General features: G+C 40.6%; 13 protein-coding genes. 3 read left to right on the top strand and 10 right to left on the bottom strand.

Going from position 1 to position 10832, the window contains the following annotated elements; genetic code table 11:
• The first annotated feature begins 702 nt into the window (after positions 1 to 702).
• Positions 703 to 870 carry a hypothetical protein gene (locus ACFQ3W_RS25920; protein WP_379322139.1) on the top strand — a complete coding sequence of 56 codons (168 nt, stop codon included), beginning with the start codon at positions 703 to 705 and terminating at the stop codon, positions 868 to 870.
• A 130-nt stretch (positions 871 to 1000) separates the two neighbouring features.
• On the top strand, positions 1001 to 1147 hold the full coding sequence (locus ACFQ3W_RS25915) for a hypothetical protein (protein ID WP_379322138.1): 147 nt from the start codon (positions 1001 to 1003) through the stop codon (positions 1145 to 1147).
• Positions 1148 to 1337: 190 nt separating this feature from the next.
• On the opposite strand, the gene ACFQ3W_RS25910 is transcribed toward ACFQ3W_RS25915, so the two are convergent.
• The 5 genes from ACFQ3W_RS25910 to ACFQ3W_RS25890 form a co-directional block, all read right to left on the bottom strand.
• Positions 1338 to 3728, bottom strand: coding sequence for a CARDB domain-containing protein (locus ACFQ3W_RS25910; RefSeq protein WP_379322137.1), 2391 nt, complete (start codon positions 3726 to 3728; stop codon positions 1338 to 1340).
• 80 nt (positions 3729 to 3808) lie between these two features.
• Positions 3809 to 4720, bottom strand: a complete 912-nt coding sequence (locus ACFQ3W_RS25905) for a copper amine oxidase N-terminal domain-containing protein (RefSeq protein WP_379322136.1) — start codon at positions 4718 to 4720, stop codon at positions 3809 to 3811.
• Between the two features lie 157 nt (positions 4721 to 4877).
• Positions 4878 to 5147 (bottom strand): hypothetical protein, encoded by a 270-nt coding sequence (locus ACFQ3W_RS25900; protein WP_379322135.1) that lies wholly within the window; start codon positions 5145 to 5147, stop codon positions 4878 to 4880.
• Between the two features lie 187 nt (positions 5148 to 5334).
• Positions 5335 to 5544: a hypothetical protein gene (locus tag ACFQ3W_RS25895; protein WP_379322134.1), complete on the bottom strand. Its 210-nt coding sequence runs from the start codon at positions 5542 to 5544 to the stop codon at positions 5335 to 5337.
• A gap of 193 nt (positions 5545 to 5737) precedes the next feature.
• Positions 5738 to 6412, bottom strand: coding sequence for a PBECR4 domain-containing protein (locus ACFQ3W_RS25890; RefSeq protein ID WP_379322133.1), 675 nt, complete (start codon positions 6410 to 6412; stop codon positions 5738 to 5740).
• Between the two features lie 439 nt (positions 6413 to 6851).
• On the opposite strand from ACFQ3W_RS25890, the gene ACFQ3W_RS25885 reads away from it, so the two are divergent.
• Positions 6852 to 7604, top strand: coding sequence for a hypothetical protein (locus ACFQ3W_RS25885; RefSeq protein ID WP_379322132.1), 753 nt, complete (start codon positions 6852 to 6854; stop codon positions 7602 to 7604).
• Between the two features lie 571 nt (positions 7605 to 8175).
• Here ACFQ3W_RS25885 and ACFQ3W_RS25880 read toward each other — a convergent pair.
• The 5 genes from ACFQ3W_RS25880 to ACFQ3W_RS25860 all read right to left on the bottom strand — a co-directional run.
• On the bottom strand, positions 8176 to 8337 hold the full coding sequence (locus ACFQ3W_RS25880) for a hypothetical protein (RefSeq protein WP_379322131.1): 162 nt from the start codon (positions 8335 to 8337) through the stop codon (positions 8176 to 8178).
• A 45-nt stretch (positions 8338 to 8382) separates the two neighbouring features.
• Positions 8383 to 8658 (bottom strand): hypothetical protein, encoded by a 276-nt coding sequence (locus tag ACFQ3W_RS25875; protein WP_379322130.1) that lies wholly within the window; start codon positions 8656 to 8658, stop codon positions 8383 to 8385.
• The gene (locus ACFQ3W_RS25870; RefSeq protein WP_379322129.1) at positions 8648 to 9418 is read right to left on the bottom strand and encodes a ParA family protein; all 771 of its coding nucleotides are present in this window, start codon (positions 9416 to 9418) and stop codon (positions 8648 to 8650) included. The genes ACFQ3W_RS25875 and ACFQ3W_RS25870 overlap by 11 nt, the downstream gene beginning before the upstream one ends.
• Before the next feature lie 77 nt (positions 9419 to 9495).
• Positions 9496 to 9918 (bottom strand): hypothetical protein, encoded by a 423-nt coding sequence (locus ACFQ3W_RS25865; RefSeq protein WP_379322128.1) that lies wholly within the window; start codon positions 9916 to 9918, stop codon positions 9496 to 9498.
• A gap of 708 nt (positions 9919 to 10626) precedes the next feature.
• Positions 10627 to 10832, bottom strand: a 206-nt coding sequence (locus ACFQ3W_RS25860) for a hypothetical protein (RefSeq protein ID WP_379322127.1), incomplete at its 5' end; no start/stop codon positions are given.

The following is a 10832-nucleotide window of genomic DNA, read 5'->3' as shown; positions in this document are numbered from 1 at the left end:
ATCAGCCTGATTCCGAAAAATGACAATAGGAAATCAAGCCCTCGATGGTCATCTTTTTCAAAAAATTGATCGAGCGCCATAGCAATATTTGATTTTTGGACTATGTAGCTTTTATGATTGGACGTCCTTCCGGATCGGGAAGATCCTCGGGGCGTAAAATCCAGGAAAACCAAAAAGCCCCTGCTTAACCGATAGAAATTGGTTAGCAGGGGCGTCTACATACATAAATTTAATCTCAAATTTCATTGGAATAATTGTTGACCTAACACCAACATATCCAGTAAAATGAGGAAGAAAGCCATGTTCAGCGCGCCTGTTTCTCCGATCCTGATTCGGTTAAGCAGCCTAAGAGTTTCGCACACTCTTGGGGCCGCCGTGAAACGTGGCATTTTTAATTTAAGCAAATCTTACCACAAGTCTAGCAAATTGTGCTAGACTCTTTTTTTGATAAAACCGCTTTGTAGGAGCTTTTTCGTACCCATTAATACTCTACATTTTGTAAAAAACATTGAATTAGAAAAGAAATTCATTGATTTATCATCACTTCTTATTACCCGCATGGCCATTGATTTATTGCAATTTTGATCTTTCCAAAATGGATACTTTTAACCGTTTCCTTTTGTCCATTTCATCTATTTTTTTTTACTTAAAAGAGCTTAAAAATTTTTTTTCATTTCCATGTGTTGAAAGAGGGGATTTCAAATGAAAAAAGTGAAGAAGCTGCTGAATGAAATTGATTCTTTAACAGATGCAGAACGTAAGGAATTGTTTTTTGAAATTTTTCAAAAGTATGTACCTGAAAGCTTCTCAGTTGGAGACAACTATAACTTCTGGTTTGACGGTGCGGACGACGTTTATGATGGACTGTAAAGAGGGACACAGTATTTTTTGAATGTTTACATTCAAAAGCACTTTAAAAGAGCTCACCAAATGGCCAACCGGTTCATGTAGTTAACCTGATCGACTTTGTACATTCTGCATACCAAAGGAGAATTTGAAGATGGAAGAAAAACAAAGTGAAGAAAGAGCCAAGGAAATTGTTGTGAATTTTGAAAGAGCTCTTCCGGATATTTGGGAAAAAGCTAATAAGAACTTAGAAGCATTAGAAGCTGAATATAACCGTTGCAAAGAAGCAGAAGATCACTGAAAACTCATTAGCATCATTTACAGTTCCCATTTATAGTTCCCGTTATGGTTCCCAATCCAAATGAACTAAAAACCTTGATATAACGGGGTTTTTGTTTCATGTCAATATATCGTTGGAGTGGGAACTGTAAACGGGAACTGTAAATGGATCCAATTAAAAAAGGGGGCTGCCTACCTGGCAGCCCCTTTAATTATTTAACGACTCTTAAATTCTGTGTGTCATCATACATTGATCCATAGATTTCTACTTTCTTGGTTGCACATACGGTTAAGCCGGTCATGCCAGCCGAGGAACTTAAAATCTTGATGGTATAGTAACCATCCGGAGCATCTACATCCGTGAAAAATTTCCGATCCTTATAAGTCTTTCCGGATAGAGATTTTGTAGTCACTTCTGGCAGCTCCCAAGTTGCGTTATTCCGGTCGCCTTTTGTTCTCTCAAGCTCTATCTTTTTTGCAAACTTCTTGTTGCTGTCATAAATCAAGACATAAACCTGGTCCGGACCGTAGTATTTACCTCCAATAGGTTTTGCTGTCCCTTCAAGGCCAACTGGTACTTTCTCTTCCCAATCTGTAGAATACTTTGTCCTTACACTGAGTTCAAACCCGTAGCCGGCTCTCGTTATATTATCAGGGTCTTTGCCGTTTTTCTTAGCGTAAGGGATGATCTCCCATGATCCTCTACTGTGCCGATCCGAGTCTTTCGGATGGTCCAAATCAGTTTTTATGCCTTGTTTCGTGGAAACATCGGGTTCTATGTTCAGCTGCTCTGTATATTTCACATTACGTGTTTCCCAAATTGGATCGCTATAGTCCGTGTAGGACTCCGTTGAACTATGAGATTTCCCCTTGGAGTCTGTCCACGTCACTGTCCTGGTCTTTGTTGGATACCCGGTAATAAGCGGATAGGAAACGGTCCAGCTTCCATCTACTTTGGCCTTATTGCATTCCCCGGGGCTATCCCCGTTAAGGCCTATTACGCTGCAGCCGGTGGTGGCCACATTATTTGATCTATTGCTATCTGGAAACTCTTGCTCCGGATCCACTGTCACTGATAAGTTGTGAACCCCTACGGTGGAGCCAGTCCACGAAAACGGCCCGACCGATACTGGATTATTGGCTTTCATGGCTTTTCGTGCTTCATAGATGGTCTTTCCGTTGTCCTGGAAGCGAATAAGCACATTGCTTAAATCTGTGGCCCCAACATTCTTCACCTTCGCTGTGATCGCAGACTGCCCCCCTTGTTGTATCGAGCTTGGCGTCGCTGTTATAGATTGGGCAATTAGATCGTTCTCTGCCCCTTTTCGCTCGATCACCCATTCCCCATGTATCATGTTGTTTTTATACGCTTCAGAGGGGGCTTCTAATCCCCGATCTGGATGGTTTGGATCATTTACCGCTGCATCTACCTTAATGTAATACTTGCCCGGCGTATTGCTGATCTCAACCTTACCCAACATATAGTTCATTTCCTGCCCTTTTTTGAGTGTGTTAGGCAGTTTATCATCCATGGATGGTAGCGAAAACTCAGCTTTAGTCGCTCCACCTACTTTTACTGCAGCATCCATTGGCATGCCGCGCTTATCTAAATAATCGCTTGTAACTAAATCCTCTCCGTCATAGCGGAATTTAACCCATAGTTGGCCACTCTCGGTCAGAGATAGCTTTGTTGGAACATAGTCTATCTGCTGATCATCCGGAAGTTTTACAGATTCAATGGCTGTCCGGCCGTATCCATCATCAATAATAATATCTACATTGGGACCGAGTACCTTTGAAATGTCTTTAGAATTTACTTTTACTGATCCTTTATAAGTTTCATCCGTGGTTTTTATCAGCTTTCCGTTTGTCAGGCTGACTACTTTATTCAAGTTCGGAAAAGCACCTTTTGGAGCTGCTATAAGCCTAATATTACGTTCTGAGTACCCAGACGAGGTAAAATTTATACTTAGTGCATCTCCTTTTGTAACTTTTAATGTTGGCCACTTGGAAACTTCATAAATGGCTTGATAATCATCTTCTCCAACCTTTTGGGTCTGGTCAAATTTTCCTCCCATCCGTGAAATAATGCCCGCGGTACGGAGAAATTCAAACCGCTGCTGTATTAAATAATAATAATCATGCCCATTCTTGAAGATAGGATCATCGGCATTTGCCACAAAGTTCTCTCTGAAATAAGCCCGTTGTTTTGCTCCTAGAGTCTGGCCCGCCCACACCGCATCAAATAAGTCCCCTAACGCTTCAGGGCTTTTATAGACCAAGCCGAATCCGTTTTCCTTTTTGAAAGAAGGTTCATCAGGCGTATCTTTCACGTTGAACACATCATAGTTACGAATCACACTACTACTACTGTCATCTTTGAAATTAAACACTCCTGTCCATCGGTATAGCTCCCATGGATTTTTGGGTACCCGCTTGTTTAAAGCAGGGATGAAGCCACTAAAATATTTCGATGAATCCCCGTAGTTCCACTCAACATACTTATTTAACATTGGCGTATTAGCTGCCGAAACAATCGAAGTTGTCAAAAGGGATAGAATCGCAAAAAGCGTTAATGTCATAATACTTTTTTTCAATTGCACACCATTCGCTCCTTTCGAATTTTGAAAAACAAAAAGAGCCTGCGGTCAGCAGACTCTTCAAATTCAACGGTTGTATTATCTTATTTCAATTTTTGCGCAATTTTTTGCACTTCTGACAATGGAGCACCAGAACTATTTCCACCGACAATAACAATGGCATCATTATACTGTCCGAAAAGTTCATCCGCATCCTTATTAATCTTGCTATTTAGAAATACACTGTATGCTTCTTGCTCATCGCGCCCAGGGTAAACCAGTGCAAATTCAATTGATCCTTGCCCCTGACCAATCGAATAGGTATACGTCTTACCAGGGGTTAGGTGAGTAATTGCCCCTTTAGCTGTCATATAATCTGCTTCTGCTTCCCTAGGTAAGGTAAACGTCAACTTGCCGTTAGACACCTTCATGTTATTTACAAACAGCTCTTTTGCTAATTTATTATATACATAACCGCTCGAATCTTTATCCCATTCAAAATTTGTGCTGTACATATTGCTATCACTTGGAACCGGGTCCGGATTGGTGACTGGCTTTCCGGTGCTAATGTTCACGAGTTTCTTTGCGCTTTTCCAATCGACTTTTGCACCCAGTGCTTCGCTAACAAAACGCAAAGGCACATACACGCGTTTTTGCTGCACTCGGGCAGGTACATCCAGGGTAATGATCGAATCGTCTACCAGCACCTTATCAGCGTTCACATTCATGCTGATTAGCTTAGACCCCAGGGTAATCTTCACCACCCGATTCACTCTGCTTCCGGAAGTCTCTTTCTTGTAATCGACTTTAGCGCCTAAAGATTCACTTACAAATCGGACCGGAATCATGACTCTGCTGTCTTCTACATATGGCTTTGCGTCCGGAAAGGATACATTCTTCCCATCAACCTGAACGTTGATCCTGGTTTGAGCAGCCGACGCCGAGACCGCCGTTACTCCCCACAACAAAGCCACTGATAACAGCATGAATATAGACTTGCGACCAAATAATTTCATTTCTTGCCAGCTCCTTTAATTAAGTTCATTAAAAGCAAAAGGTCGCTCGTAGTAAGAGCGACCTTTTGTCCGTGTCTCATACTAAAAGAATAGCATGTTTTCGCAAGAAAACACTCCCTATTTTGTTCGTTTTTACTCCTCATTTTGTTCGCAAAAATCAAAGGTTGTTTACCCACTTTTCATTTAGCGCCTTAAAGAACAACTTATCTGCGTCCTGAAGCTTAACCCCACCATATTGATTAATGTCATGAATTGTAGGTGCTCTATGCTCAGTTTGAGCTATAAACTCGTAGATGACCAGGATCATCTTCTCACGGATGTCTAATTCAAGTTCAAAGATTCTTCCATCCAAAATCATCATCTTAGGTTCACTTACAGTTAAAGTACTGTTCATATTCAGATCCTCCCAATGTAAAATTGGGGCCAAATATAGACAAAGAGATGCGGCCAGCTGCTACACCTCTTCCCTCGTTCCTTCTCATACCTGAAGGCAAATTATTCCTAGACTTGCGTACAAGTAAAAAATGCCCTAGGATATTTTGAGGGGATGAGCGACGCTATGTTCTGACCCTGCATTGCCCCGATCGGTGTTTGCGTCACCGGTTGGGGTTTTATTATTCGGTTATTCCATGTGCTTTCCTAGATGCCCTAATGTAGTTCTGGTGATCTTGTAAGGTTAGATTCTTATCCTTTTGATCCAAATACATGGCCACCAAATATGCCAGCGTTAGCGACTCTGTTTTGAGTTCCAGCTCCTTTCTTATGGACTCGAGACTTTCCTTCACTTCCGGAATGACTTTAATGTTCTTTCTTTCGTCCTTCATGGATACAAATACCGCCTTTCTGATTATATTTAAGCAATTTTTGTATCCTTTGTCAATAAAAAAATGCATGCTTAAAGGACCCCACAAAGGGGTCCCTTATCGTTCGAATCATAGCAGGGCAGCATATCCTGATCTCTGGTAATTTGCCGTTTGGCAAGCGCGTGGGGAACCTTTCCCACCTCTAATGATCCTTTTATGTATCCAGAGAGTACCCGTCATCGTAATCCAAAATCTTTTGGTTAATAATTTCAACTTTGGTTCTAGGCTTAATTTTTCGCTGATCTCCAAAGGAAACAGGTATAAAAAAAATCGGATTAATCTTGTCTTCCGGGCGCAATTTTAGCTCAACATAACGCTCGGTATACTTGTTATAAAAAGTAAACATGGCCTGAACCCGATTCGGTTCATGAGGATCATTTATGACCATAGTGGGACCATGAATCAGTTGATAAATAAAAGGGAAATATAACATACGAAACTGAACTTCTCTAAATCCACCAACGTTCGCTTGCATTAGGGAATCAAATGTTATTATGCCTTTTTTTAATTTTTGGAATCCGGACTCACCAGCATATTGACTGCCCCTCAATACATAATGAACTCCAAGCAGATGGCATAAATCACCTTGTTTAAAGCGAAGTCGGAGTATTTTTTGCCTATGTTTCAGCTCATAATAAAATTGACGATTGCACAGATGTTCTTCATAGAACATAGCAATGGTCTGCAGAGAAATTTCGTCAGTGCTAGGCATTTTCTGAATTGTAAGTAAATCCTGAATAGATAATGGCATACCATTTCCCCTATAAACGAAAGAATCGGCCTTGATACGCTCAAGGCCGATCCACATTAGTAACTTTGGCAGCGACAAGGACAATCTCCTTGTGGGACGGACGTGGAATTATTTTCCACCTTTTCAGGTGCCCCCAAGCGGGTACGCGCGAGTGCCGCATCCGCGTATCGGAACAGAAAACTGTTCATATATATTATAACCCCTAGGCTCCCTAAAAAACAAATAAAAATATGCCATTTTAGTACTTTTAAAAGGGGTTTTGTGGATATAGCACGGATATATGTACAAAACCTTAGGATTGTAATGATATCCACCAGATAACCAAACTGCCGTATAACATAATGTGACGGTAGATTTTTTTATTATAGGGCTAATTTAAAGATATCTTCTTATGATCTCTAACGTGAATTTTGACAATAGCCAAAAAAATCCTGCAAATTTTTATTAAAAAAGAGGGTTTTGATATTTAATGTAGAATTCTCCTTTTATAACCTATTTTAGGAAGGAGAACTTTATTTTGAAAAAAATTCTAAAGTCTTTTATGTTAGCAACTGTTGTTTCTGCATTAGTTTTATCTTCACAAGCAATTGCAGCTTCTCCGGATAAAGTTAGCGCAGTCGAGGAGTTGCAGCAAAAAACCAACCAGATTCTAGAGCAATCAGGAGGAATCAGTAAAGAAGACCGCTTGAAGGAGTTAGAAAAACTCGGCTGGGAAATTCAACCTTTAAATAACGAAAGCACTGTCTCCCCACTGAGCTATCCTGGTGATGGAAAAATTACTAACTACTTTCTTAAAGACTCGAAAACCGGAACCTATTTAGTACAAGCCCTCTGGGACTTCACTGGTAAGGATTGGGATTCAACATCAAATGCAGCATATGACATTATAGGTATTGCTGTTACGGATCAGAACGGAAAATCTGTTAATGCTCAAGGAACAAACGGTGGTATAGTGATGCAAGATAAAGATTACAACAGATATTCTAATGGCGCTTCTCTTTATAGTTATCAGGATTCAGGTGCAACTTATACGTTTTTTGATCACGACAAAAATGGACAGGGTACGCATGGTTTCGCATGGTTCTATATAGCCAAACCGACCAGCGGAACATCGTATTATATGAAATCTCAATGGATTCACACTTGGAATAATTCAACTGCAACTCTAACAAGCCTTACTTTAAAATACCCCTTTGAGATAAGTGCATCATTTACAAAAACTCCATTACAATGGGGTACTTCCGACCAAGATCGTATCGTGTTCGACTAATTATTATTTAAGCAAGTATGATTACTCTAAAGAAAGCCCCTAAATTGTTATTTGGCAATTCAGGGGCGTTTCTTTAGTAGACTTATTTTTTTACAGCTTTATAAATAAGGATTATTGTCGAATAAACCACTAGTATTAACCCTACAATATTCAAAATACGTAAAATATAGAGTTCGATTTCAGAAAAGAAAGAACTACTAAAAAATGTCTTAAACAAAAATAATGGTTCTAATGTTGGAGATAAATTCAGCAAAAACCACCCTGTTATAAACAAAATTATAGAACTAACGTATTTTTCCAAATAACAACCTCCGATTTTATTTAAATTAGTAAAATATTCCCTTGAATATATGGTATATTTTTTCTAAATTTAGTCAAGTTATTTAGTTGAGATAAATAATATCCTTTCTAAAGCTTAAACATATGTACAAAATCCGGGATTTTGTGTAGATGTCCAGCCGTCAGATCCTGAAATTTCGTCATATTGGACGATGACAGCCGATTTGGATCCGTGGAACATTTAATTTTTCGAGCAAATTTTATGAAATACCAATCTCTTGATTTCTTCGATTTACTCTTGTTTTCTGTCATCAATAACTTTTAACGCTTGATCCAGCAGTCTCAGAAATTTTTCGTCCTTCTCATGTTCATAAACCCCGAATACCATTAATAAAATTGACCTTGCATCCTTGTCGGTTAGATCGTCCAGCCTTCTAGCAATCTCTTCATACATTTCAAAGCACACTCCTTATTCATTTGGTTATTGGGCAATTCATAACTAATTAGTTTCAGACAAATACTTTCGTACAGCTGCTTCCACTACTTCAACCATATGCTTGTCACTGTTAGCTGCATAAACCTTAAGTTTTTTATACAGTTCAAAATCAAATTCATAAGTCACTTTCTTTTTTCTCTGTAAATCCAGTTTTTCGGTATCCTGTAAAGCTGTATTTCCGGTTTTCTGTAAAACTGTATTTACGGTTGATTGTATATTTGTATTTACAGTAGGCTTTTTATCTAACAGTCCCTTGATAGCTTCTCTTTTATTGGACACGATCGATTAGCTCCTTTACAAAATTTTCGTACGGCTCAAGCGCATCTAAGTCTGCTTTAGTATTAATCTGCAGACCAGTAACCGTAAATTCTTTTATACGACTACGCCGCTTTATAACAGACGTAAATACAACATCTTCGTAATCGTGGTTTGCTTTCTCCAGGATGGCCGAATCTAATGTTGTCCTGGAATCAAGCATAACAGTTAAAATCCCAGCCAAAACAAGATTAGGATTCGTTTTATCCTTAACAAGTTGCAATGTCTCCAGATAGCGATCAAGCGCATCATAACAAAATGGCTCACTCTGCAGTAAGACAACCGCATAATCTGATGCAGTAAGTGCGTTTATTGTATGGTCTCCTAAATTAGGCGGCAAGTCGATCAAAATGTAGTCATAATTGTCTTTTACCGGCTCCAAGGTATCTTTTAGAATTCTTGACGGATCAGTTCCCTGGTACTTTTGATAGAGCCAGCTTGAAAAGGTAATCAGAAGGTCTTCAGCCGGTAAAATGTCTAAATTGCTCATCACAGGATGGACAAATGGAACGGCATTTTGTATCTTGAGTGCATCTAAAACGGTATGATTCGTGAAATCGTATATATTGCGCTGCGTAAGAAATTGTGTGAGATTGCCTTGGCTATCAAAATCAACAGCTAATACTTTCTTACCGGCCCTAGCTAAGAGAAACGCAGTAATCGCCGTGGTCGTTGTCTTCCCCGCGCCACCCTTTTGAATGCCAAAACTTATCGTTACCCCCAAATTAAGCCCTCCTTAAATACAGGAATACAGTTTTATGTATATACATTTCTACATAAATACATAAACTCCTGCTCAACCTACTCTTCATTCCAACGCTTGAAGTTTTCCCGGTTTTCTAATACTTTCTCATGCGCCTGATCAGGGCTATAGCCTTTACGTAAGTAATACCTCTCCTCAACACCTTCGAGACGTCGATCGATCTTCTGAGGCAATGTAGAAGGAGTCCATCCCTCCTGTATGGCCCTCCTAAGAAATCCTGGTACATTTCTTACCTTAGGAGTCATTCGAAGCAACAGAAGCAATTCTAGCGCCCGTTCAAAAGATTGGCCACACAATAAATTTCTAATTTCATCAGTCGGTTCCTGCAACATAGAAATCCGGAAAACTTGATCAAGTGCATCTCCCACCTTCATAACCATCACTCCATTCATTTTGTATATGTTGTTGTGCCGCAGGTGCGGCTGGCCGGGGTCGGCCATGGGGTCATGTCCTTCATCCACTTTAATTCTTATTTTTACCTAGGGATAACCTTCCCGTCCTATTCAACTTATCCCCAACTCAGACATAAAAGGATGTCTCGCTACGCGAGCCTGATTATTGAAAACATATCTCCCCGCACCCACCCCTACGTTAAAGGTGAACTGTGTCAATTTTCGCTTGACGCCAGCGGCGTCAGGGGTACACTGGGTCGTGCGAGGTGGACACAGTTCACCTTATCCCGAATTTGAAGTTAATCGGGATAAGGTCGCGGTTTTACTCTGGCTCGGCCGTCACGCATCGGGGAACGGCTCCCGTGTAATTGTTTCCGCCACGCGCTTTTCAGCGCCTATTGATTCGACTTTTTTCGACCTGGTTACGGTTCCTATGACCAGGCTGCTACCACAGCAATACAATAGCTTCTCAAACCGTGGTCTTGCCTCCCTTGAACAGTTTCCAGCAAGGTTCATTCGGCCCTTTACCACGTACTTTTCGGAACGGTCATGCAGAGGATCAAGAGTCACATCCTATCTGCATACTTCGTTTTGCCTTGAGTTGGACAGGGGATTATGTGCCTACTTGCACGCCCAACTGCCCCCGCCCGTGCAATTGTCTCACGACAGAAGGTAGACGGAGACAAAGCCGGCTTCACTTGGCGCTGGTTAGGCGCTAGTGGCTACGGTCGATACGTAGCAACCCGGAAATAACCGAACGCTTGGGTCAAGGCTCCCTCACGGACGATGGACAGTTTTTTTACGTGTTATTCCTGCCTTCTCTCTTGCTTTTAAACCACGCAGCTGGCGAAGCTGAATCAGCCTGATTCCGAAAAATGACAATAGGAAATCAAGCCCTCGATGGTCATCTTTTTCAAAAAATTGATCGAGCGCCATAGCAATATTTGATTTTTGGACTATGTAGCTTTTATGATTGGACGTCC

It is taken from the genome of Paenibacillus puldeungensis (assembly GCF_042678945.1).
In the GTDB taxonomy this organism is placed as follows: Bacteria; Bacillota; Bacilli; order Paenibacillales; family Paenibacillaceae; genus Fontibacillus; species Fontibacillus puldeungensis.
The sequence above is the reverse complement of the archived record's forward strand: the minus strand, read 5'-3'. Positions and strand labels throughout refer to the sequence as shown.

Excerpts from the sequence above, each read along its gene's own strand:
- ACFQ3W_RS25920 (WP_379322139.1), top strand. The coding sequence starts at position 703 with ATGAAAAAAGTGAAGAAGCTGCTGAATGAAATTGATTCTTTAACAGAT.
- ACFQ3W_RS25895 (WP_379322134.1), bottom strand. The coding sequence starts at position 5,544 with ATGAAGGACGAAAGAAAGAACATTAAAGTCATTCCGGAAGTGAAGGAA.
- ACFQ3W_RS25905 (WP_379322136.1), bottom strand. The coding sequence starts at position 4,720 with ATGAAATTATTTGGTCGCAAGTCTATATTCATGCTGTTATCAGTGGCT.
- ACFQ3W_RS25915 (WP_379322138.1), top strand. The coding sequence starts at position 1,001 with ATGGAAGAAAAACAAAGTGAAGAAAGAGCCAAGGAAATTGTTGTGAAT.
- ACFQ3W_RS25880 (WP_379322131.1), bottom strand. The coding sequence starts at position 8,337 with ATGTATGAAGAGATTGCTAGAAGGCTGGACGATCTAACCGACAAGGAT.